This is a genomic window from Streptomyces boetiae (assembly GCF_031845405.1).
GTDB classification, from domain to species: Bacteria; Actinomycetota; Actinomycetes; order Streptomycetales; family Streptomycetaceae; genus Streptomyces; species Streptomyces boetiae.
The window spans coordinates 74,412-94,821 of the sequence record NZ_JAVREN010000023.1; the positions used below are offsets into that span (position 1 = coordinate 74,412).

General features: G+C 71.4%; 25 protein-coding genes and 1 pseudogene. 1 reads left to right on the forward strand and 25 read right to left on the reverse strand.

Annotated features, from left to right (window positions below; genetic code table 11):
• Position 1 precedes the first annotated feature (1 nt).
• From rplN to rpsL, 24 genes are all read right to left on the reverse strand, one after another.
• Entirely contained in the window at positions 2 to 370 is a 369-nt protein-coding gene (gene rplN / locus RM780_RS16650) for a 50S ribosomal protein L14 (protein WP_059012876.1), read from the reverse strand.
• Positions 371 to 373: 3 nt separating this feature from the next.
• On the reverse strand, positions 374 to 658 hold the full coding sequence (rpsQ, locus tag RM780_RS16655; RefSeq protein WP_311631519.1) for a 30S ribosomal protein S17: 285 nt from the start codon (positions 656 to 658) through the stop codon (positions 374 to 376).
• Complete coding sequence (gene rpmC, locus RM780_RS16660) at positions 658 to 915, reverse strand: 50S ribosomal protein L29 (protein WP_311631520.1); 258 nt, start codon at positions 913 to 915, stop codon at positions 658 to 660. The genes rpsQ and rpmC overlap by 1 nt, the downstream gene beginning before the upstream one ends.
• Positions 915 to 1,334 carry a 50S ribosomal protein L16 gene (rplP, locus tag RM780_RS16665; protein WP_311631521.1) on the reverse strand — a complete coding sequence of 140 codons (420 nt, stop codon included), beginning with the start codon at positions 1,332 to 1,334 and terminating at the stop codon, positions 915 to 917. The genes rpmC and rplP overlap by 1 nt, the downstream gene beginning before the upstream one ends.
• 4 nt (positions 1,335 to 1,338) lie before the next feature.
• Positions 1,339 to 2,184, reverse strand: coding sequence for a 30S ribosomal protein S3 (rpsC, locus tag RM780_RS16670; protein ID WP_311631522.1), 846 nt, complete (start codon positions 2,182 to 2,184; stop codon positions 1,339 to 1,341).
• Positions 2,184 to 2,531, reverse strand: a complete 348-nt coding sequence (gene rplV / locus RM780_RS16675) for a 50S ribosomal protein L22 (RefSeq protein ID WP_311631539.1) — start codon at positions 2,529 to 2,531, stop codon at positions 2,184 to 2,186. Before rplV ends, rpsC begins: the two co-directional genes overlap by 1 nt.
• 34 nt (positions 2,532 to 2,565) lie before the next feature.
• Complete coding sequence (gene rpsS / locus RM780_RS16680) at positions 2,566 to 2,847, reverse strand: 30S ribosomal protein S19 (protein WP_059012867.1); 282 nt, start codon at positions 2,845 to 2,847, stop codon at positions 2,566 to 2,568.
• 12 nt (positions 2,848 to 2,859) lie between these two features.
• Positions 2,860 to 3,696 carry a 50S ribosomal protein L2 gene (gene rplB / locus RM780_RS16685; protein ID WP_311631523.1) on the reverse strand — a complete coding sequence of 279 codons (837 nt, stop codon included), beginning with the start codon at positions 3,694 to 3,696 and terminating at the stop codon, positions 2,860 to 2,862.
• A gap of 40 nt (positions 3,697 to 3,736) precedes the next feature.
• Positions 3,737 to 4,072, reverse strand: coding sequence for a 50S ribosomal protein L23 (gene rplW, locus RM780_RS16690; RefSeq protein ID WP_311631524.1), 336 nt, complete (start codon positions 4,070 to 4,072; stop codon positions 3,737 to 3,739).
• Positions 4,072 to 4,734, reverse strand: coding sequence for a 50S ribosomal protein L4 (gene rplD / locus RM780_RS16695; protein ID WP_311631525.1), 663 nt, complete (start codon positions 4,732 to 4,734; stop codon positions 4,072 to 4,074). The genes rplW and rplD overlap by 1 nt, the downstream gene beginning before the upstream one ends.
• An 8-nt stretch (positions 4,735 to 4,742) precedes the next feature.
• The gene (gene rplC, locus RM780_RS16700; protein ID WP_311631526.1) at positions 4,743 to 5,387 is read right to left on the reverse strand and encodes a 50S ribosomal protein L3; all 645 of its coding nucleotides are present in this window, start codon (positions 5,385 to 5,387) and stop codon (positions 4,743 to 4,745) included.
• A gap of 22 nt (positions 5,388 to 5,409) precedes the next feature.
• Positions 5,410 to 5,718 (reverse strand): 30S ribosomal protein S10, encoded by a 309-nt coding sequence (gene rpsJ, locus RM780_RS16705; RefSeq protein ID WP_016473429.1) that lies wholly within the window; start codon positions 5,716 to 5,718, stop codon positions 5,410 to 5,412.
• Positions 5,719 to 6,144: 426 nt separating this feature from the next.
• Complete coding sequence (locus tag RM780_RS16710) at positions 6,145 to 7,584, reverse strand: sodium/solute symporter (RefSeq protein WP_394812993.1); 1,440 nt, start codon at positions 7,582 to 7,584, stop codon at positions 6,145 to 6,147.
• Between the two features lie 38 nt (positions 7,585 to 7,622).
• A complete protein-coding gene (locus RM780_RS16715) occupies positions 7,623 to 8,024 on the reverse strand; it encodes a hypothetical protein (protein WP_311631528.1) in 402 nt (133 codons plus the stop codon).
• A complete protein-coding gene (locus RM780_RS16720; RefSeq protein ID WP_311631529.1) occupies positions 8,021 to 8,806 on the reverse strand; it encodes a LytR/AlgR family response regulator transcription factor in 786 nt (261 codons plus the stop codon). The genes RM780_RS16715 and RM780_RS16720 overlap by 4 nt, the downstream gene beginning before the upstream one ends.
• Positions 8,807 to 8,894: 88 nt before the next feature.
• Positions 8,895 to 10,013: a sensor histidine kinase gene (locus RM780_RS16725; RefSeq protein ID WP_311631530.1), complete on the reverse strand. Its 1,119-nt coding sequence runs from the start codon at positions 10,011 to 10,013 to the stop codon at positions 8,895 to 8,897.
• A 78-nt stretch (positions 10,014 to 10,091) separates the two neighbouring features.
• A complete protein-coding gene (locus RM780_RS16730) occupies positions 10,092 to 11,252 on the reverse strand; it encodes a DUF5954 family protein (protein WP_311631531.1) in 1,161 nt (386 codons plus the stop codon).
• Positions 11,253 to 11,394: 142 nt separating this feature from the next.
• Positions 11,395 to 12,057, reverse strand: coding sequence for an NAD(P)-dependent oxidoreductase (locus RM780_RS16735; protein ID WP_311631532.1), 663 nt, complete (start codon positions 12,055 to 12,057; stop codon positions 11,395 to 11,397).
• A 157-nt stretch (positions 12,058 to 12,214) separates the two neighbouring features.
• A complete protein-coding gene (locus RM780_RS16740; protein WP_311631533.1) occupies positions 12,215 to 13,921 on the reverse strand; it encodes a solute symporter family protein in 1,707 nt (568 codons plus the stop codon).
• Positions 13,918 to 14,310 carry a DUF485 domain-containing protein gene (locus RM780_RS16745; protein ID WP_311631534.1) on the reverse strand — a complete coding sequence of 131 codons (393 nt, stop codon included), beginning with the start codon at positions 14,308 to 14,310 and terminating at the stop codon, positions 13,918 to 13,920. Before RM780_RS16745 ends, RM780_RS16740 begins: the two co-directional genes overlap by 4 nt.
• Positions 14,311 to 14,564: 254 nt before the next feature.
• The gene (gene tuf / locus RM780_RS16750) at positions 14,565 to 15,758 is read right to left on the reverse strand and encodes an elongation factor Tu (RefSeq protein WP_311631535.1); all 1,194 of its coding nucleotides are present in this window, start codon (positions 15,756 to 15,758) and stop codon (positions 14,565 to 14,567) included.
• Between the two features lie 169 nt (positions 15,759 to 15,927).
• Positions 15,928 to 18,051, reverse strand: a complete 2,124-nt coding sequence (fusA, locus tag RM780_RS16755) for an elongation factor G (protein ID WP_311631536.1) — start codon at positions 18,049 to 18,051, stop codon at positions 15,928 to 15,930.
• A gap of 38 nt (positions 18,052 to 18,089) precedes the next feature.
• The gene (gene rpsG / locus RM780_RS16760) at positions 18,090 to 18,560 is read right to left on the reverse strand and encodes a 30S ribosomal protein S7 (protein ID WP_049572475.1); all 471 of its coding nucleotides are present in this window, start codon (positions 18,558 to 18,560) and stop codon (positions 18,090 to 18,092) included.
• 2 nt (positions 18,561 to 18,562) lie between these two features.
• Positions 18,563 to 18,934: a 30S ribosomal protein S12 gene (gene rpsL, locus RM780_RS16765; protein ID WP_049572471.1), complete on the reverse strand. Its 372-nt coding sequence runs from the start codon at positions 18,932 to 18,934 to the stop codon at positions 18,563 to 18,565.
• A 238-nt stretch (positions 18,935 to 19,172) separates the two neighbouring features.
• On the opposite strand from rpsL, the gene RM780_RS16770 reads away from it, so the two are divergent.
• Positions 19,173 to 20,258, forward strand: coding sequence for an LCP family protein (locus RM780_RS16770; protein ID WP_311631537.1), 1,086 nt, complete (start codon positions 19,173 to 19,175; stop codon positions 20,256 to 20,258).
• 39 nt (positions 20,259 to 20,297) lie between these two features.
• Here the strand turns inward: RM780_RS16770 and RM780_RS27850 are convergent.
• Positions 20,298 to 20,410: pseudogene (locus RM780_RS27850) on the reverse strand (pentapeptide repeat-containing protein); the annotation flags it as partial.

A 20,410-nucleotide genomic window follows, 5' to 3' on the forward strand; every position in this document is an offset into this window, starting at 1 on the left:
CTCACAGCACCTCCGGCGCGAGCGAGATGATCTTCATGAACTTCTTCTCGCGCAGCTCACGGCCGACCGGACCGAAGATGCGGGTACCCCGCGGGTCCCCGTCGTTCTTGAGGATGACGGCCGCGTTCTCGTCGAAGCGGATGTACGAGCCGTCGGGCCGGCGGCGCTCCTTGACGGCGCGCACGACGACCGCCTTGACGACATCGCCCTTCTTGACGTTGCCACCGGGGATGGCGTCCTTGACGGTGGCCACGATCACGTCCCCGATGCCCGCGTAGCGGCGCCCGGACCCGCCGAGCACCCGGATGCAGAGGATCTCCTTCGCACCCGTGTTGTCGGCGACGCGCAGTCGCGACTCCTGCTGGATCATGGGTTACTTCGCCCTCTCCAGAATCTCCACGACGCGCCAGCGCTTGGTCGCGGACAGCGGACGGGTCTCCATCAGGAGAACGCGGTCACCGATACCGGCCTCGTTCTGCTCGTCGTGCGCCTTCAGCTTGCTGGTGCGGCGGATGATCTTGCCGTACAGGGCGTGCTTCACCCGGTCCTCGACGGCGACGACGACGGTCTTGTCCATCTTGTCGCTGACGACCAGACCCTCCCGGGTCTTCCGCCGGCCGCGCTCGGTCGTTTGCTCAGTCACAGTCTTCTCACTCATCAGGCGTTCTCCACCGCCTCGGCGTCGTCACCGGCGGCGGGGACCACGGTCTCGATGCCGAGCTCGCGCTCCCGCATGAGGGTGTAGATCCGGGCGATGTCCTTGCGGACGGCCTTCAGCCGGCTGTTGTTCTCCAGCTGGCCGGTCGCCGCCTGGAAGCGGAGCCGGAACAGCTCCTCCTTCGCCTCGCGCAGCTTCACCAGAAGCTCCTCGGCGTTCAGCTCCCGCAGCTCCGAGGTCTTGGTACCGGCAGCCATCACGCCTCCCCGGTCTCGCGCCGGACGATGCGGCACTTCATCGGAAGCTTGTGCGCGGCGCGGATGAGCGCCTCACGAGCGATCTTCTCGTTGGGGTAGGAGAGCTCGAACATCACGCGCCCGGGCTTGACGTTCGCGATCCACCACTCCGGCGAGCCCTTGCCGGAACCCATGCGGGTCTCGGCGGGCTTCTTGGTCAGCGGGCGGTCGGGGTAGATGTTGATCCACACCTTGCCGCCACGCTTGATGTGCCGGGTCATCGAGATACGCGCGGCCTCGATCTGCCGGTTCGTCACGTAGGCGCCGGTGACGGCCTGGATGCCGTACTCACCGAAGGCGACCTCGGTTCCGCCCTTGGCAGCGCCCTTCCGCTTGGGGTGGTGCTGCTTGCGGAACTTGACCTTGCGAGGGATCAGCATGGTCTCAGCTCTCCGTTCCCGTGCCCGAGGCCTCGGCCGCCGGGGCGGCCGGCGCGGCGGCCGGTGCCTCGGCAGCGGCGGCGGGCGCGCCCTGCTGCTGCGGACGGCGGCCCCGGCCGCCGCGCTCGCCGCGGCCACGGGCCGGGCGGTCGCCCGCCCCGGCACCGCCGCGTGCGGGGCGGTTGCCCGCGCGGGCGGCGGCGTTCTCGGCCCGGACCTCGGCGATGTTCTTGACGTCGCCCTTGTAGATCCACACCTTCACGCCGATGCGGCCGAAGGTGGTGCGGGCCTCGAAGAAGCCGTAGTCCACGTTGGCGCGCAGCGTGTGCAGCGGAACCCGGCCCTCGCGGTAGAACTCGGAGCGGGACATCTCGGCACCGCCGAGACGGCCGCCGCACTGGATCTTGATGCCCTTGGCCCCGGCCTTCATCGTGCTCTGCATCGACTTGCGCATCGCACGGCGGAAGGAGACGCGGGAGGACAGCTGCTCGGCGACGGCCTGGGCCACCAGCTGGGCGTCCAGCTCGGGGTTCTTGACCTCGAGGATGTTGAACTGGATCTGCTTGCCGGTCAGCTTCTCCAGGTTGCCGCGCAGCCGGTCGGCCTCCGCGCCGCGTCGGCCGATGACGATGCCCGGCCGGGCGGTGTGGACGTCGACGCGCACCCGGTCACGGGTCCGCTCGATCTCCACCTTGGAGATGCCGGCGCGCTCCATGCCCTGGGTGAGCATGCGGCGGATGGCGACGTCTTCCTTGACGTAGTCCTTGTAGAGCTTGTCGGCGTACCAGCGCGACTTGAAGTCGGTCGTGACGCCGAGACGGAACCCGTGCGGGTTTACCTTCTGGCCCATTACCGGGTCCCTTCCTTGCTGCCGACGACCACCGTGATGTGGCTGGTCCGCTTGCGGATCCGGTAGGCGCGGCCCTGAGCGCGCGGCCGGAACCGCTTCAGGGTCGGCCCCTCGTCGACGTACGCCTCCTTCACGTAGAGGCTGTCGACGTCCGTGTGGTTGTAGTTGTGGGCGGCGTTGGCGATGGCGCTGTCCAGCACCTTGCCCACGGGAACGCTCGCGGCCTGCGGGGCGAAGCGCAGGACCGCCTGAGCCTCCGCGGCGTTCAGGCCGCGGATGAGGTCCACCACACGGCGGGCCTTCATGGGCGTGACGCGGATGTACCGCGCGATGGCCCGGGCTTCCATGGTTGTCCCTTCGGTCATGATCTGCACACCCCGCTCAGCGCCGCCGCGACTTGCGGTCGTCCTTCACGTGGCCGCGGAAGGTGCGGGTCGGCGCGAACTCGCCGAGCTTGTGGCCGACCATCGACTCGGTGACGAACACCGGGACGTGCTTGCGGCCGTCGTGCACCGCGATGGTGTGCCCCAGCATGGCCGGGACGATCATCGAGCGGCGCGACCAGGTCTTGATGACGTTCTTGGTGCCGGCTTCGTTCTGCGTGTCCACCTTCTTGATCAGGTGGTCGTCGACGAAGGGCCCCTTCTTCAGACTGCGCGGCATCGTGGGCGCTCCCTAGCGCTTCTTGTTCGTCTTGCGGCGGCGGACGATGTACTTGTTGCTGGCCTTCTTGGGCGAGCGCGTCCGGCCTTCCTTCTTGCCCCAGGGCGACACGGGGTGACGGCCGCCGGAGGTCCGGCCCTCGCCACCGCCGTGCGGGTGGTCCACGGGGTTCATCACGACGCCGCGCACGCTCGGACGGACGCCCTTCCAGCGCATCCGGCCGGCCTTGCCCCAGTTGATGTTCGACTGCTCGGCGTTGCCGACCTCGCCGACGGTGGCGCGGCAGCGGACGTCGACCAGCCGGATCTCGCCGGAGGGCATGCGCAGGTGGGCCATGCGGCCCTCCTTCGCCAGCAGCTGCACCGAGGCACCCGCGGACCGCGCGAACTTCGCGCCGCCGCCGGGCTGGAGCTCGATGGCGTGGATGATCGTGCCGACCGGGATGTTGCGCAGCGGAAGGTTGTTGCCCGGCTTGATGTCCGCGCCGGCGCCGTTCTCCACGCGGTCACCCTGCTTGAGGTTGGCCGGCGCGATGATGTAGCGCTTCTCGCCGTCCGCGTAGTGGAGCAGCGCGATGCGGGCGGTGCGGTTCGGGTCGTACTCGATGTGCGCGACCTTCGCCGGCACGCCGTCCTTGTCGTGCCGCCGGAAGTCGATCAGCCGGTAGGCGCGCTTGTGCCCGCCGCCCTGGTGCCGAACGGCCACCCGGCCGGCGTTGTCACGGCCGCCCTTGCTGTGCAGGGGGCGGACCAGCGACTTCTCCGGCGTGGACCGCGTGATCTCGACGAAGTCGGCGACGCTGGCGCCACGACGGCCCGGAGTCGTCGGCTTGTACTTGCGGATTCCCATTTCTTCGTCCTCGTCCGGTACGGAGGGACCGTCGCTCCCGTCAGGAGGCGACCGGCCCGCCGAAGATGTCGATGCTTTCGCCCTCGGCAAGGGTCACGATGGCGCGCTTGGTGGAGGCACGCCTGCCGTAACCGGTCCGGGTGCGCTTGCGCTTGCCCTGCCGGTTGATCGTGTTGACGCTGATCACCTTGACCGAGAAGACCGCCTGAACGGCCTGCTTGATCTGGGTCTTGTTCGCCCGCGGGTCGACGATGAACGTGTACTTGTTCTCGTCGAGCAGCGCGTAGCTCTTCTCCGAGACCACGGGCTTGATCAGGATGTCGTGCGGGTCGGTGAACTCCTTGCTGGAGATCTCCGCGACGATTGCCTCGCTCATCAGGCGTCGCTCCCTTCGGCCCCGGACTCCGGAGCGGACTGCGCCGGGCCGGCCACGAAGCGGTCGAAGGCGGCCTTCGTGAACACCACGTCGTCCGAGTCGATGACGTCGTAGGTGTTCAGCTGGCCCGGGTCGATGATGTGGACCTGGGGCAGGTTCCGGGCGGAGAGCCAGGAGGCGGCGTCGGAGCGCTCGGCGACCAGCAGGACCTTCTTGCGGTCGCTGATCCCGCCGAGCAGCGTGCGGGCGGCCTTGGTGGAGACCTCCCCGTCCACGACGCCGGTGACGATGTGGATCCGCTCGTGCCGCGCCCGGTCGGTGAGGGCCCCGCGCAGGGCGGCGGCCTTCATCTTCTTGGGGGTCCGCTGCGAGTAGTCGCGCGGGACCGGCCCGTGCACCACGCCACCGCCGGCGAACTGCGGGGCGCGGACGGAGCCCTGGCGGGCGCGGCCGGTGCCCTTCTGGCGGTACGGCTTCTTGCCGCCGCCGCGGACCTCGCCGCGGTTCTTGGCCTTGTGGGTGCCCTGACGGGCGGCGGCCAGCTGGGCGACGACGACCTGGTGGATCAGCGGGACGCTGACCCGGGCGTCGAAGATCTCGGCCGGGAGCTCGACGGTCCCGGTCTTCTCCCCCGCGGGCGAAAGAATGTCAACGGTAGTCATGGCTTACCTCAGGCCCCCTTGGCCGCGGTGCGGACCAGCACGAGGCCGCCGTTGGGACCGGGGACCGCGCCCTTGATGAGCAGCAGGCCCTTCTCCGCGTCAACGGCGTGGACGGTCAGGTTCTGGGTGGTGACGCGCTCGTTGCCCATCCGGCCGGCCATGCGCAGGCCCTTGAAGACGCGGCCCGGGGTGGCGCAGCCGCCGATGGAGCCGGGCGAGCGGTGCTTGCGCTGGGTGCCGTGCGAGGCGCCCAGGCCGCGGAAGCCGTGCCGCTTCATGACACCGGCGGTGCCCTTGCCCTTGCTGGTGCCCGTCACGTCGACGCGCACGCCCGAGTCGAACACCTCGGCGGTGATCTCCTGGCCGAGGGTGTACTCGGAGGCGTCGGCGGTGCGGATCTCCACCAGGTGGCGGCGCGGGGTGACATCGGCCTTCGCGAAGTGGCCCTTGAGGGGCTTGTTCACCTTGCGCGGGTCGATCTCGCCGAACGCGATCTGGACGGCGGAGTAGCCGTCCCTGTCGTCGGTGCGGACCTGGGTGACGACACAGGGCCCGGCCTTGACCACGGTCACCGGGACGACACGGTTGTTCTCGTCCCAGACCTGGGTCATGCCGAGCTTCTCGCCCAGGACGCCCTTGATCTGCTTGGTCATCTCTCTTCGCTCCTCGCGCCCTTCAGAGCTTGATCTCGATGTCGACGCCGGCCGGGAGGTCCAGGCGCATCAGCGAGTCAACGGTCTTGGGCGTGGGGTCAAGGATGTCGATGAGGCGCTTGTGGGTGCGCATCTCGAAGTGCTCGCGCGAATCCTTGTACTTGTGCGGCGACTTGATGACGCAGTACACGTTCTTCTCCGTGGGCAGCGGCACCGGGCCCGCGACCGACGCACCCGTGCGGGTCACCGTCTCGACGATCTTCTTCGCCGAGTTGTCGATGACCTCGTGGTCGTAGGCCTTGAGCCGAATGCGGATCTTCTGTCCCGCCATGGCTGGTTCGTCGTCCTGTCTCTTCGTCAACGCTCCGGAACCCGGGCTCCGCCCTCCCCGAGCCGCCTCGCTCCGACCCACGCGGTCGGGCGTGTCGTACTCGCTCCCGCACTACGCCGCAAAGCCGTCCCACGAGGGGGTTTCCTCTGCGAGGAGTGGGGGGAGAACTTCCACCGGGTGCCTGGCCGAGGCCCCGCCCACGCTTCCCGGAAGATCCCGGTACTTCCACCCCTGATCAGGGATGACGAATACAGTGGGACTCGCTTCCGGTCCTCCCGGCGGGAGGCGCGCAGCATCGGCACTCAACCGAGCAACCTGGTCAGTGTGCCACACCCCCTCGCGCGGTGGCCAATCGGCCCCCGCCCGCCCTGCTCCCCGGCGACACGCCGCACGCACGTGCCCACCGGCGGCCCGGCGGACGGCGCCCTACAGGGGCGCGCGGTCGGCGTGCGAGGGCGTATGGAGGTGCAGCACCGCGCGCTCCGACCACTCCGGCGGGCGCCCCAGGAGCGAGACCCCGATCATCACGGCGAACGCCAGCGGCACGGTCCACGCGGCGGGCTGGGCGAGCAGGACGGTGACGCGGCCGGGCCCGAGGTCGGTCAGCAGCGAGGCCAGGGCCGCGCCCGTGGCCGCCAGGACGCCGGTGGCAAGACCCGCCGCCGCCCCCGCCGCGGTCAGCCGGCGCCACCAGATCCCCAGCACCAGCAGCGGGCAGAACGTCGAGGCCGCCACGGCGAACGCCCAGCCCACCGCCACGTTGATGTCCACGCTCCGCGCGGGCAGGGACAGCAGCACCGCGCCCAGCGCCCCCGCCGCCACCGCCAGCCGCAGCCGGGAAACGCTGGCCCGCGACAGGTCGTGGGAGAGGCCGGCGGCCAGCGCCATCAGCAGCCCCGAGGAGGTGGAGAGGAAGGCGGCGAACGCCCCCGCCGCGACCAGCGCGGTCAGCAGCGCCCCCCAGCCGCCGGGCACGATCTCCCCGGGCAGCACCACCGAGACCGTGTCCGTGTCCCCGCCCTCCCGCAGCCCCGGCACGAAGACCCGGCCCAGCAGGCCGTAGACGGGCGGGAAGAGGTAGAAGACGCCCAGCAGCGCGATCACCGCCACGGCCACCCGCCGCGCGGTCCGCGCCGAGGGGCTGGTGTGGAAGCGCATGATCACGTGCGGCAGGCCCACCGCGCCCAGGGTGGTGGCCAGCAGCACCGACCAGGTCGCCAGCAGCGGGTGGCCCGAGCCCTGGAGGTCGAGCAGCGGGCGGCCCCAGTCCGCGAGGTCGGCGCGCAGCGCCTCGTGCCGCGGGCCCTCCCCGGCCCGCACCACGAGGAAGACGGCGGGCACCGCGATGAACAGCAGCTTCACCAGGTAGTGGAAGCCCTGGACGTAGGTGGCAGAACGCATCCCCCCGGCCGTGATCGAGGCCACGACCACGGCCCCGGCCAGCACCACCCCGACCCAGTAGGGCGTGCCGCTCACCAGGTGCAGCACGACCCCCGCGCCCTTGAACTGCGGGACGAGGTAGAGCCACATGATCACCAGCACGATGACCGCGCACAGCTTGCGGATGGCCTGCGAGCCGAGCCGGTAGTCGGCGAAGTCCGGCACGGTGTACGCGCCCGAGCGCCGCATCGGCCCGGCCACCAGCGCGGCCACCGCGACGTAGCCGGCGGTGAAGCCGACCGCGTACCACATCGTTCCCACCCCGTCGGCCAGCGTCAGCCCGGCCAGGCCGAGGACCGAGGCGGCGGAGACGTACTCGCCGGCGATGGCCATGGCGTTCCAGCCCGGGGCCACCCGGCGGGAGGCGACCAGGAAGTCCGGGGTGGTGCTGCGGGTGGCGCGCACCCCGTAGACCCCGATGGCCATGCTCGCGGCGAGCACCAGGCCGATGGCCACCAGCCCGGTCACGGGCGCGGCCCCGGCCCGCCCGGGCGTTCGCGCCGCTCGGCCGCCCGGACGTGGAGCGCGGCCAGGGCCAGCAGCAGCGGGTAGGCCCCGGCCAGCAGCAGCAGCCAGGAGAGGGGGACCCCGGCCACGGTGACCCGGCCCAGCGCGGGGACGCCCCCCAGCAGCCCGCTGAGCCCGAACAGCAGCAGGCCCAGGGCCGCCAGCGTCCGGGCCGCGAGCCGGCGCTGCGCGGCGAAGATCCGGCGGGAGCGCTCCAGGGCCTCCTCGTCGGCCGAGCCCGGCAGGGGCAGCGGCAGCAGGTGCTGGGCCGGGCGGTGCCCGCGCGCGAGCGCGATCCGGGTCTGCGGGCTGGTCACCCGCACCCGCCGCCGCGCGGCCCCGCCACCCTGCTCGCTCACTGGGCGGCGTCCCGGACGTGCGCGAACAGGCGTTCCTTGACGGCGCGGGCGTGGCGCCTGCTGACGGGAACGTCCCCGGCGGGCGTGCGGGCCACCAGGCCCGCCGAGCTGCTGACCCACAGGTCGCTGATCCAGCGGATCGCCACCAGGTAGCCGCGGTGGGCGCGGACGAACCCGGCCGGGGCCCAGGCCTCCTCCAGGTACGCCAGCGAGAGCCGCACCAGGTGCGAGTCCCCGGCGGTGTGCAGCCGGACGTAGTCGCCGTGGGCGGCGGCGAACTGGATGTCGTCGCGGCGCACGAAGACCGTGTGCCGCCCGGTCTCCACCCGCACCACGGCCAGCTCGTCGGCCGCCCGCGCCGGCGGGGCGCCGGGCCCGGCCGGGGAGCGCGGCAGCGCGGCGGCGGCCCGCGCGACCGCCTCGGCCAGCCGCTCGGCGCGCACGGGCTTGAGCAGGTAGTCGGCGGCGCCCACGCCGAACGCCTCCACCGCGTGCTGCTCGGAGGCGGTGACGAAGACGATGGCCGGGGGCCCCGAGAGCTGGCCCAGGACCCGGGCGAGGGCCATGCCGTCCAGGCCCGGCATGGTGATGTCGAGGAAGACGGCGTCGAAGGCGGCAGAGCCCAGCAGGCGCACGGCCGCCTCGCCCCCGTCCGCCTCCGTGACCCCGGCGACGTCGGGCGACTCCCCCAGCATCCGCACGAGTTCCTGCCGGGTGGCGGCCTCGTCCTCCACCACCAGCACCCGCAGCCCGCACCGCGACGGCATGCCTTCGGCGTTCACCGTGCTTCCCCGTTCTCCCCCGGGCTCCTCCCCCGGACTCCGTCCGGGAGGTGCCCCCAGGGGGTAGCCCCACGCGGGGGAGCGACGCTCACTGGGCCACCACCCCCCGCCGGAAGCGCGGCACGCGGATGATGACCTTGGTGCCGCCGCCGGGCGCTGTCTCGATGACCAGCCCGTACTCGGGCCCGTAGACCGCGCGCAGCCGCTGGTCGACGTTGGCCAGGCCCACCTTGCCCCAGCCCCCGGCGGCCTCGGACCCGTCCGGCGCGGGGCGCGCCGACCGCCCGGCCAGCAGGGCGCGGGCGAACTCCGGGTCCATGCCCACCCCGTCGTCCTCCACCTCGATCACGCACAGCGGCCCCTCCCCGAACCCCGAGACGCTGATCGAGCCCGGCCCCGGCTTGGGTTCGAGGCCGTGGCGCACGGCGTTCTCCACGATCGGCTGGATGACCAGGAACGGCACGGCCACCGGCAGGACCTCGGGCGCCATCCGCACGGACAGCTCCATCCGGTCGGCGAACCGGGCGCGCTGGAGCTCCAGATACGTGCGCACGGCCTCCAGCTCGTCGGCCACCGTGGCGTAGTCGCCCTGCGCGGAGAAGCTGTAACGCAGGTAGTCGGCGAAGTCGTTGAGCAGCGTCCTGGCCCGGTCCGGCTCGGTGCGGATGCGGGCGCCGATGACGGCCAGGGCGTTGTGCAGGAAGTGCGGGGAGATCTGGGCGCGCAGGGTGCGCAGTTCGGCCTGGGCGATGCGGCTCCTGGCGCGCCGCAGCGCGGCGTGGTCCAGGGAACGGCCGACCAGCTCGGCCAGGGCCTCGGCCGCGGCGGCGCCCCCGCCGTTCACCGCGAGGGCGCCCGTCAGCTCGCCCCCGGCCGGCACCGGCACCACCGACCAGGGCGGGCGGTGCACCGGGGTGCCGTGCTCGTAGGCGGCGGACAGCAGCTCGGCGGGGGCGGGTTCGCAGCCCGAGGCGGCCACGGGCGTTCCGTCGAGGTCCGCGAGGACGACGGCCCGGGCGTTCAGCAGGCGGCGGATGCGCCGGACCGCGGCGGTGGCGCCGCGGCCGGAGAGGCCGTCCCGCAGGTCCTCGTCCAGCCCGCCGACCACCCCGAGCGCGGTGAGGACGTCGGCCGGCGGCCCCTCCCGGGGCCTCGCGGGCAGGCGCGGGTACGCCCACCGCCGCTCCCGCCCCGACCCGTCCCGCATGGGCCGCACGCTAGCCGAGCCCGGCGGTCCGCTGATAGTCCCGGGGCGGCGCCGGGAGGCGCGGCCGGGCGCGGGAGTTCAGGCCCCCTCGCCCGGCCGCGCCTCCCCCGCGGTCTCCCGGCAGCGTTCCTCCTCGCGCTCCCCCTGCGGGGCGTCCTCCCCCGCGCCCTCCGGCGAACGCCCGGCGCGCGCGGCCTTCTTGGCCCGCTCGGCGCGCTCCCCCTCCTCCGCCTCGGCCAGCGGCGGGTGGATCTGCATCGGCCCGTAGGGGTCCTCGTCGGTGGGGCGGGGCGGCTCGGGCCCGTCCGGGCCGATCCGCATCAGGCGCTCGACGCGGATGATCTGGAAGCGGCGGCCCAGCACCTGCACCCCGTCGCGCGCCGGGCGGGCCGCGCGGAACTCCTCGGCCGCGCGGGTGTAGGCGGCTGCGTCCTCGTCGGCCACGCCCTGCTCCAGCTTGGGCAGGAACTCGGCCAGGTAGTTGTACAGCGTGGCGCGCGCCTCGTACGGGCTGGGCTGGAGCCCGGCCATCGGCTCCCAGGACTTCTGCTTGCGCTCGGCGAAGGTGAAGGCGGCCGGCAGCAGCACCACGCCGGGGTGGGTGCTCAGCGCGCGGCGGGAGTCGGCGCGGATGCGGGAGGGGATGCGCTCGGCCTCGTAGTGCAGCGAGAGCAGCTCCATGCGCTGGATGCTCTCCATCACGCCGGTGGGCGCCGCGTGGTCCACGAGCAGGCCCTGGGTGCGGCTGACCGTGCGCCGCAGCGGGCCCCGCGCCGCCAGGTCGAGCCCGGGCTCGTCGGGGTCGGTGGGGCGCGGCCCCTCAAGGCCCTCGGGCCCGATGCGGGCGAACTCGTCGCCGCGCACGATCCGGTACCGCGTCTCCCCGACCCGCAGCTCGTCGGCCGGCTCGGTCTCCAGCAGGGCCACGGCGGCCAGCAGCTGCTCCCGGAGCGGGTCGCCGGGGCGCGTCTCCTCCTTGGCGCGGAACCACAGGTGGGAGTTGAGCCCGTCCCGCGCCATCTGCGGGAAGCCGTCGGTGACGTCGTTCAGCAGCCGCCAGGCGGGGGCGTCCTCGGGGCGCTGCTCCGCGAAGCCGAACACCGGCCCGCGCACGATGATGTGGGGATAGCGCTCGGCCGCGCGGATGGTGTCCTGCTCGGTGACCTCCGAGACCGGATCATCCCGGTGGGTGACCCGGAAGGTGAGGTGGCGCGGTGGGCTCTTCCGGTGATCCTTCATGCGCTCAGTGTGACCGCATCACCGCCTCGCAGTCAGTCGATTACACAAAGTCCCCCCTTTGGAGGGGCTAACTTGCCCCCGTGTTAACGGCCTTGGCGGGGCGGTCACCGCACGGCCCCGGCCCGGTCCGGGCGCGCCGCGCTCAGTACCCGACCGTGAAGCGCTCGTCGAGGTGCGCCGGCCGTTCGATCTCGTCCACGATCGCGACCGCGTAGTCCTCCGCCGAGATCCGGCTCGCGCCGTGCGCGTCGGTGACCAGGTCCTCCAGCGCGGTGCGGTACCCGCCCGTGCGGCGGCCGGGCCTGATGTCGGCGGCCGGGCTGACGTTGGTCCACCGCACCTCGCCGCCGGCCCCGGCGATCCCGCGCAGGTACTCCAGCGCGTCGCCGTGCGCGCGCATGATCAGGAGGACGTCCTCGGGCAGCCCCGGCGTGTCCATCAGCCGCCCGCCGCCCGGGGTCCGCAGCGAGCCCGCGCCGCCGACCATGATCAGCCGGGGCGCGCCGGAGCCGAGCGCGTGCAGCCCGGCGACGAGGGACTCGGCCGAGGGCCGGATGAGGGCCTGGTGCCCCGCCCCGTTCCCGCCGCCGACCGCGCTGACCACCGCGTCCCGGCCCCGGCCCACCGCGCTGACGCTCGCCGGGTCCAGCACGTCCCCGGCGGTGACCGTCAGGCTGGGGTGGGTCCTGCTGACCTGCGCGGGGTCCCGCACGACGGCGGTGACCTCGTGGCCCCGGTCCAGGGCCTCGCTGACGATGCGGTGCCCGATCGCCCCGTTCGCCCCGAAGACCGCGATGCTGGCCATCTGTCGCTCCCCTCGTGTGTGGTGGATTGGGTGCTGGATTGGCTGTCGTCGCCAGCGTGCCACCGCGGCGCCCGATCCGCAGGGAGGCGGCGCCCGGGACCCTGAGAGGGGAGCCTCAGGGCCCCGGGCTTGATGACCGGGCGGGGCAACCCGGCGTTCAGTGGGCGGTGGTGGCCCGCTCCGCGCCCGCGCCCGTGAGGGCGCGCACCTGGAGCGTGGCGAACCGCCGGTCGTCGCTCTCCCGCGACGTGAGGGTGCCGATGACCGCGCAGAGCAGGCCCACCGGGATGGAGACCAGCCCCGGGTTCTCCAGCGGGAACCACTGGAAGTCCACGCTCGCGGGGAAGAGCGAGAGGTTGTTGCCCGCCGCGTCCGTGCCCTTGCCGGAGACCACCGGCGAGAAGAACACCAGACCGACCGAGCTGATCAGGCCGCCGTAGATCCCGGCCACGGCGCCGCGGGTGTTGAAGCGCCGCCAGAACAGGCTGAGCAGGATCACGGGCAGGTTGGCCGAGGCGGCGATGGCGAAGGCCAGGGCCACCAGGAAGGCCACGTTGAGGTTCTGCGCGAAGACCGACAGGACGATGGCGACGGCGCCGACCCCCATGGCGGCGAACCGCGCGACCCGCACCTCCTCCTCGCCGCTGGCCTTCCCGCCGCGCAGCACGCTGTTGTAGAAGTCGTGCGCCAGCGAGGACGAGGAGGCGATGGTCAGCCCCGCCACCGTGGAGAGGATGGTGGCGAAGGCGACGGCCGCGATGAACGCCAGCATCACCGCGCCCCAGAAGGAGCCGCCGAAGTGGTCCCCCACCGCCTCGGCCAGCTGCGGGGCGGCCGTGTTCCCCGCGCCGTTCTGCGCGGTGATCGCCTCGTGGCCCACCAGCGCCGCCGCGCCGAAGCCCAGCACCAGGGTCAGCAGGTAGAAGGTGCCGATGATGCCGATGGCCCAGTTGACCGAGGTGCGGGCGGTCTTGGAGTCCGGCACGGTGTAGAAGCGGATCAGGATGTGGGGCAGCCCGGCCGTTCCCAGCACCAGGGCCAGGCCGAGGCTGATCAGGTCCAGCTTGTTCACCATCGTCTGCCAGGCGTCGCCGGCGACCTCCACGCCGTAGCGCTGCCCGGGTTCGAGGAACGCGTCCCCGGCCCGGCTGGAGTCCGCGGCCTCGTTCATCAGCGCGCCGAGGTCGAAGTCGTAGATCGCCAGGACCAGGAGCGTGACGAGCAGCGCGCCGCCCATCAGCATGACGGCCTTGATGATCTGCACCCAGGTCGTCCCGGTCATGCCGCCGAAGGAGACGTAGACGACCATCAGGATGCCGACCACGACGATCCCGACCACCCGGGCGGTCTCCGCGCTCATCCCCAGGTAGGTGTCGCCCTCCTCGATGCCCAGCAGCAGCGCGACCAGGGCGCCCGCGCCCACCATCTGCGCCAGCAGGTAGAAGATCGAGACGGTGAGCGTGGAGACGGAGGCGGCAGTCCGCACCGGGCGTTGCCGCATCCGGTACGAGACCACGTCGGCCATCGTGAAACGGCCGGAGTTGCGCAGGAGTTCGGCCACCAGCAGCAGGGCCACCAGCCAGGCCACGAGGAACCCGATGGAGTACAGGAAGCCGTCGTAGCCGTAGAGGGCGATCATCCCGGCGATGCCCAGGAAGGAGGCGGCCGACATGTAGTCGCCGCCGATGGCGAACCCGTTCTGGATGCCGGTGAAGCCGCGCCCTCCGGAGTGGAAGTCCGTGGCGGAACGCGTCCGGCGGCTGGCCCAGACGGTGACGCCGAGGGTCACGGCGATCAGCAGCGTGAACAGGATGACGGTGATCAGCCGCTCCTGCGCGGTGTCGTCGGCGGCCAGGGTGATCACGCCTGGTCCCCCTTCCGGGCCGCGGGGACGGCCGCGCCGCCCTCCAGCTCCTCGCGCAGCTCGTCGGCCAGCGGGTCGACGCGGCGGCGCGCGTGGCGGGAGTAGAGCACCGCGATGCCGAAGGTGGTGACGAACTGCAGCAGCCCGAACAGCAGGGCCACGTTGGCGCTGCCCACCACCTCGGTGGCCATGACGCCGCGCGCGTACGCGGACATCAGGACGTACAGCAGGTACCAGGCCAGGAACGCCGCTCCGGCCGGGATCACGAACCGCAGCAGCCGGGCCCGCAGCTCGCGGAACCGCGGGTCCTCGTGCATCGCCGCCGACCGGGCCGGCAGATCCCCTTCCGGGGTACCACCGGCCTCGGGGACGGAATGCGTCGTCGTCATCACCGGCTCCTGTCGCGTACTGCCGCTTCCGGAAAGGTAAGGAGCGGGCGCGCCCGCGGACACGGCGTCCCGGGGGGCGGTGCGCCAGGCGGTCGATATCCGCGCCGAACGGCCGACGGGCGGCGGGAGCGAGAACGCCGCGGGGCGCCGGGGCCGGGCGTCCCGGGCCGGTGTCCGGGCACGCGAACGGGCCCCGCCCCGCGCGTCTGGCGCGCGGGCCGGGGCCCGTCGAGCGTGCCGCCGCAGCGGCTAGGTCACTTCAGGATCTTGGTGACCTGGCCGGCGCCCACGGTCCGGCCACCCTCGCGGATGGCGAACTTCAGGCCCTCCTCCATGGCGATGGGCTGGATCAGCTCCACGCGCATGTCGGTGTTGTCGCCCGGCATGACCATCTCGGTGCCCTCGGGGAGGTGCACGACGCCGGTCACGTCGGTCGTCCGGAAGTAGAACTGCGGACGGTAGTTGTTGAAGAAGGGGGTGTGACGGCCACCCTCGTCCTTCGACAGGATGTACGCGGTCGCCTCGAACTCGGTGTGCGGGGTGACCGAACCCGGCTTGATGATGACCTGGCCGCGCTCCACGTCCTCGCGCTTGATGCCGCGGAGGAGGAGGCCGACGTTCTCGCCCGCGCGGCCCTCGTCGAGGAGCTTGCGGAACATCTCGATGCCGGTGACCGTGGTCGTCGCCTTGGTCTCCTTGATGCCGATGATGTCGACAGTCTCGTTGACCTTGAGGATGCCGCGCTCGATGCGGCCGGTCACGACGGTGCCGCGGCCGGTGATCGTGAAGACGTCCTCGATCGGCATCAGGAAGGGCTTGTCGACGTCGCGCTCGGGCTGCGGGATGGCCTCGTCCACGGCCTTCATCAGCTCGAGGACGGTCTTGGCCCACTCCGGGTCGCCCTCCAGCGCCTTCAGCGCGGAGACCTTGACCACGGGCACGTCGTCGCCGGGGAACTCGTACTCCGTGAGCAGCTCACGGACCTCGAGCTCGACGAGCTCCATGATCTCCTCGTCGTCCACCATGTCGGCCTTGTTCAGGGCGACCACGATGTACGGAACGCCGACCTGGCGGGCCAGGAGCACGTGCTCCTTGGTCTGCGGCATCGGGCCGTCCGTGGCGGCGACCACGAGGATGGCGCCGTCCATCTGGGCCGCGCCGGTGATCATGTTCTTGATGTAGTCCGCGTGGCCCGGGCAGTCAACGTGAGCGTAGTGACGGCTCTCCGTCTGGTACTCGACGTGCGCGATGGAGATGGTGATACCGCGCTGACGCTCCTCCGGAGCCTTGTCAATGTTCTCGAACGCGAAGCTCTCGTTCACGTCCGGGTACGCGTCGTGAAGCACCTTGGTAATCGCCGCGGTAAGGGTGGTCTTGCCGTGGTCGATGTGCCCGATGGTGCCAATGTTGACGTGCGGCTTAGTCCGCTCGAACTTCGCCTTCGCCACTGGGGTCCTCCTGTGGACTGGTGCTGTACGCCCCCCGCGTCTCGCGGAAGGATCAGTTTGGTCGACCGAACCGGTCAGGACCCCGAGGGGACTCCCTTGACCCGTTCGCGAATAGGGCGGGCACCGGGGGCGGAATGCCCCCGGATGCCCCGTGCTCCAGCTTAGGCGGTTACTCGCCCTTGGCCTTCGCGATGATCTCCTCGGCGACGTTCCGCGGAACCTCGCCGTAGGAATCGAACTGCATGCTGTAACTCGCGCGACCCGAGGTCTTGCTGCGCAGGTCACCGACGTAACCGAACATCTCGGACAGCGGAACCAGTGCCTTGACGACCTTGGCACCGCTGCGGTCCTCCATGGCCTGGATCTGGCCACGGCGGGAGTTGATGTCGCCGATCACGTCACCCATGTAGTCCTCGGGCGTGGTGACCTCGACGGCCATCAGCGGCTCGAGAAGCACCGGGCCCGCCTTCCGCGCGGCCTCCTTGAACGCCATGGAACCGGCGATCTTGAAGGCCATCTCGGAGGAGTCCACGTCGTGGTACTGGCCGTCGAGCAGGGTCACCTTGACGCCCGTCAGCGGGTAGCCGGCGAGCACGCCGAACTCCATCGCCTCCTGGCAGCCGGCGTCCACCGAAGGGATGTACTCCCTCGGGATACGGCCACCGGTGACCTTGTTCTCGAACTCGTACCCGTCGCCTTCCAGCGGCTCCAGGGCAATCTGCACCTTGGCGAACTGACCGGAGCCACCGGTCTGCTTCTTGTGCGTGTAGTCGTGCTTCTCGACGCTCTTGCGGAGCGTCTCCCGGTAGGCCACCTGCGGCTTGCCGACGTTGGCCTCGACCTTGAACTCACGCTTCATCCGGTCGACCAGCACGTCGAGGTGCAGCTCGCCCATGCCGGAGATGATCGTCTGACCGGTCTCCTGGTCGGCCTTGACCTGGAAGGACGGGTCCTCCTCGGCCAGCCGCTGGATCGCGATGCCCAGCTTCTCCTGGTCGCCCTTGGACTTCGGCTCGATGGCCACCTCGATGACCGGGGCCGGGAAGTCCATCGACTCCAGGATGACGGGGCTGGACGGGTCGCAGAGCGTCTCGCCCGTGGTGGTCTGCTTCAGACCCATCACGGCCACGATGTCACCGGCGCCGACGCGGTCGATCTCCTCGCGCTTATTGGCGTGCATCCGGTAGATCTTGCCGATGCGCTCCTTCTTGTCCTTCACGGAGTTCTGCACCTGCGCGCCCGCGGTGAGCACGCCGGAGTAGAGCCGGATGAAGGTGAGCTTCCCCAGGTGCGGGTCGCTGGCGATCTTGAACGCCAGGGCGGCCAGCGGCTCCTCCTCCGAGGGCTTGCGGAGGATGACCTGCTCGGGGTCGCGGGGCGAGTGGCCCTCGACGGCCTCGATGTCCAGGGGGGAGGGAAGGTAGCGCACGACCGCGTCGAGCAGGGGCTGCACGCCCTTGTTCTTGAACGCGGTGCCGCAGAAGACCGGCGTGACGGTCGTGTCGGTCTCGCCGCTGGTGGAGGCGAGGGTGACGCGGCGCACGGCCGCGTAGAGCTGCTCCTCGGAGGGCTCCTCGCCCTCCAGGTACAGCTCCATCATCTCCTCGTCGTTCTCCGCCACGGCCTCGACCAGCTTGCCGCGCCACTCCTCGGCCTGGGCCTGAAGGTCCTCGGGGATGTCGACGACGTCGTACATCTCGCCGAGCTTGGTCTCCTCGGACCACACCAGGGCCTTCATACGGACGAGGTCGACCACGCCCTTGAAGTCCGCCTCGGCGCCGATCGGCAGCTGCATGACCACCGGGGTGGCGCTGAGCCGGTCGACGATCATGTCGACGCAGCGGAAGAAGTCGGCCCCCGTGCGGTCCAGCTTGTTCACGAAGCAGATGCGCGGTACGCCGTAACGGTCGGCCTGGCGCCAGACCGTCTCGGACTGGGGCTCGACGCCGGCCACGCCGTCGAACACCGTGACGGCACCGTCGAGGACGCGCAGGGAACGCTCCACCTCGACCGTGAAGTCGACGTGGCCCGGGGTGTCGATGATGTTGATGGTGTGGTCGGTCTCGTCGACCGGCCAGTGACAGGTGGTCGCGGCGGAGGTGATCGTGATGCCGCGTTCCTGCTCCTGGGCCATCCAGTCCATGGTGGCCGCGCCGTCGTGAACCTCACCGATCTTGTAGCTCACGCCGGTGTAGTACAGGATCCGCTCGGTGGTCGTCGTCTTGCCCGCGTCGATGTGGGCCATGATCCCGATGTTGCGGACCTTGGCCAGGTCAAGTGAAGTGGTAGCCATCTGGCTTCATTCTTCTCTCGGTCTCGATGGGGTAGCGACTACCAGCGGTAGTGCGCGAACGCCTTGTTGGACTCGGCCATCTTGTGGGTGTCCTCACGCTTCTTCACGGAGGCACCGAGGCCGTTCGAGGCGTCGAGCAGCTCGTTCATCAGCCGCTCGGTCATGGTCTTCTCGCGGCGCGCGCGGGAGTAGCCCACCAGCCAGCGCAGCGCGAGAGTGGAGGAACGCCCGGGGCGCACCTCGACCGGCACCTGGTAGGTGGCGCCGCCGACGCGGCGGGAGCGGACCTCCAGGGTCGGCTTGACGTTCTCCAGAGCGCGCTTGAGCGTGATGACCGGGTCGTTGCCGGTCTTGTCGCGCAGCCCCTCCATGGCGCCGTAGACGATGCGCTCGGCGGTGGAGCGCTTGCCGTTCAGCAGCACCTTGTTGATCAGGGAGGTCACCAGAGGAGAGCCGTAGACCGGGTCGATGTGCACCGGACGCTTCGGGGCGGGGCCCTTGCGAGGCATGCTTACTTCTCCTTCTTGGCGCCGTAGCGGCTGCGGGCCTGCTTGCGGTTCTTGACGCCCTGGGTGTCAAGGGAGCCGCGGATGATCTTGTAGCGAACACCCGGCAGGTCCTTCACACGGCCACCGCGCACCAGCACGATGGAGTGCTCCTGAAGGTTGTGGTTCTCCCCCGGAATGTAGGCGGTGACCTCGATGCCGTTGCTCAGACGCACACGGGCGACCTTGCGGAGGGCCGAGTTCGGCTTCTTCGGGGTGGTCGTGAACACACGCGTGCAGACGCCGCGGCGCTGGGGGGACCCCTCGAGCGCGGGCGTCTTGTTCTTCTCGACCTTGTCCTGCCGGCCCTTGCGGACCAGCTGCTGGATCGTTGGCACCGTTTCTCCGGTTTCTCCGTTTCGATGACGCTAACCTGGGCCACATCTCCGACCCACGCGGTCGGGTGTGTCGGAAGGCTGCAGGGGCCGAATCCCGCGTGATACGGGGAGCGGATGCAGATCCCGGAGTTCCTGTGCGGACTGAAAGAGCGCAGGGAACACCCCAGGCACAAGGTCAGAGCGTACCCAGCCCGGGGCCCCGGGTCAAAACAAGCCCCGGCGGCCCCACAATGGCTCCATGGAAACCGGAGGGGAAACAGAGACCGCCCCCGCCGCGGCGGAGGAAACGGCCGCCACCGGGGGGAACGGCGGCTCTCACGACGATACCGAAGCCGGCCCCGCGCCCGGCCCCGGCGCGAGCCCGCGCCGAAGACGCGTCTGGCTGCGCGTCCTGATCGGCTCGCTGGCCGCCGTGCTCGTCCTGGTGCTCGCCGGGGCCGGCTACGCCTGGTGGCGCACCGAGCAGGCGCTCGACTCGATCGACCGCATCCCGGACGCGCTGCCCACGCTGCCCGAGGAGGAGCAGCCGCCCCGCGCCGCCGGCGACGCGCTGGTCTACCTGCTGGTGGGCCTGGACGCGGACGAGACGCCCGAGCCCGGCCCGGCCTGGCAGGCGGGCGCGGCCCGCAGCGACACGATGATGCTGCTCCAGATCTCGGGCGACCGCCGCAGCGCCTCCCTGGTCTCGCTCCCGCGCGACACCTGGGTGGACATCCCCGGGCACGGAAGGGCCAAGCTGAACGCCGCCTACTCCTGGGGCGGCCCCCAGCTGATGGTCCGCACGATCCAGGACCTGACCGGCGTCCGGGTGGACCACCTGGCCGTCCTGGACTGGTCCGGCTTCCGCTCGCTGACCGACGCGGTGGGCGGCGTGGACCTGGACGGGCGGCACATGGACGGCGAGCAGGCCCTGGAGTACGTCCGCGAGCGGTACTCGCTCCCCGGCGGCGACTTCGACCGCACGCGGCGGCAGCAGGCGTTCCTCCGCTCCCTGATGAGCCGGGTGCTCAGCAGCGGCACGCTCACGGACATGGGCCGGGTCAACGGCCTGCTGAACACCGTGGACGACGTCGTCAGCGTGGACGACCAGCTCAGCAACGGCGAGCTGCGCGGCCTGCTGTGGGACCTGCGCGGCGTGCGCACCTCCGACGTGCACTTCATGAACGCCCCCGTGACCGGCACGGACATGATTGAGGGCCAGTCCGTCGTCCTCCTCGACGAGGAGGCGTGCGCCCCCCTGTGGCAGGCGATGCGCGAGGACGCGATGCCCGCCTTCCTGGCGGGCGACCAGGCCCCGGACCAACTGGGCGGCACGGTCCGCTGACGGCCCCGCCCACCGCCGAAGGCGACACCGCCGAAGGCGACACCGCCGAAGGCGACACCGCCGAAGGCGACACCGCCGAAGGCGACACCGCCGAAGGCGACACCGCCGAAGGCGACACCGCCGAAGGCGACACCGCCGAAGGCGACACCGCC

Bases quoted from the DNA above. Each gene is read 5' to 3' on its own strand.
- rplN (WP_059012876.1), bottom strand. From the start codon at position 370: ATGATCCAGCAGGAGTCGCGACTGCGCGTCGCCGACAACACGGGTGCG.
- rpsQ (WP_311631519.1), bottom strand. From the start codon at position 658: ATGAGTGAGAAGACTGTGACTGAGCAAACGACCGAGCGCGGCCGGCGG.
- rpmC (WP_311631520.1), bottom strand. From the start codon at position 915: ATGGCTGCCGGTACCAAGACCTCGGAGCTGCGGGAGCTGAACGCCGAG.
- rplP (WP_311631521.1), bottom strand. From the start codon at position 1,334: ATGCTGATCCCTCGCAAGGTCAAGTTCCGCAAGCAGCACCACCCCAAG.
- rpsC (WP_311631522.1), bottom strand. From the start codon at position 2,184: ATGGGCCAGAAGGTAAACCCGCACGGGTTCCGTCTCGGCGTCACGACC.
- rplV (WP_311631539.1), bottom strand. From the start codon at position 2,531: ATGGAAGCCCGGGCCATCGCGCGGTACATCCGCGTCACGCCCATGAAG.
- rpsS (WP_059012867.1), bottom strand. From the start codon at position 2,847: ATGCCGCGCAGTCTGAAGAAGGGGCCCTTCGTCGACGACCACCTGATC.
- rplB (WP_311631523.1), bottom strand. From the start codon at position 3,696: ATGGGAATCCGCAAGTACAAGCCGACGACTCCGGGCCGTCGTGGCGCC.
- rplW (WP_311631524.1), bottom strand. From the start codon at position 4,072: ATGAGCGAGGCAATCGTCGCGGAGATCTCCAGCAAGGAGTTCACCGAC.
- rplD (WP_311631525.1), bottom strand. From the start codon at position 4,734: ATGACTACCGTTGACATTCTTTCGCCCGCGGGGGAGAAGACCGGGACC.
- rplC (WP_311631526.1), bottom strand. From the start codon at position 5,387: ATGACCAAGCAGATCAAGGGCGTCCTGGGCGAGAAGCTCGGCATGACC.
- rpsJ (WP_016473429.1), bottom strand. From the start codon at position 5,718: ATGGCGGGACAGAAGATCCGCATTCGGCTCAAGGCCTACGACCACGAG.
- RM780_RS16710 (WP_394812993.1), bottom strand. From the start codon at position 7,584: ATGGCCATCGGGGTCTACGGGGTGCGCGCCACCCGCAGCACCACCCCG.
- RM780_RS16725 (WP_311631530.1), bottom strand. From the start codon at position 10,013: ATGCGGGACGGGTCGGGGCGGGAGCGGCGGTGGGCGTACCCGCGCCTG.
- RM780_RS16730 (WP_311631531.1), bottom strand. From the start codon at position 11,252: ATGAAGGATCACCGGAAGAGCCCACCGCGCCACCTCACCTTCCGGGTC.
- RM780_RS16735 (WP_311631532.1), bottom strand. From the start codon at position 12,057: ATGGCCAGCATCGCGGTCTTCGGGGCGAACGGGGCGATCGGGCACCGC.
- RM780_RS16745 (WP_311631534.1), bottom strand. From the start codon at position 14,310: ATGACGACGACGCATTCCGTCCCCGAGGCCGGTGGTACCCCGGAAGGG.
- fusA (WP_311631536.1), bottom strand. From the start codon at position 18,051: ATGGCTACCACTTCACTTGACCTGGCCAAGGTCCGCAACATCGGGATC.
- rpsG (WP_049572475.1), bottom strand. From the start codon at position 18,560: ATGCCTCGCAAGGGCCCCGCCCCGAAGCGTCCGGTGCACATCGACCCG.
- RM780_RS16770 (WP_311631537.1), top strand. From the start codon at position 19,173: ATGGAAACCGGAGGGGAAACAGAGACCGCCCCCGCCGCGGCGGAGGAA.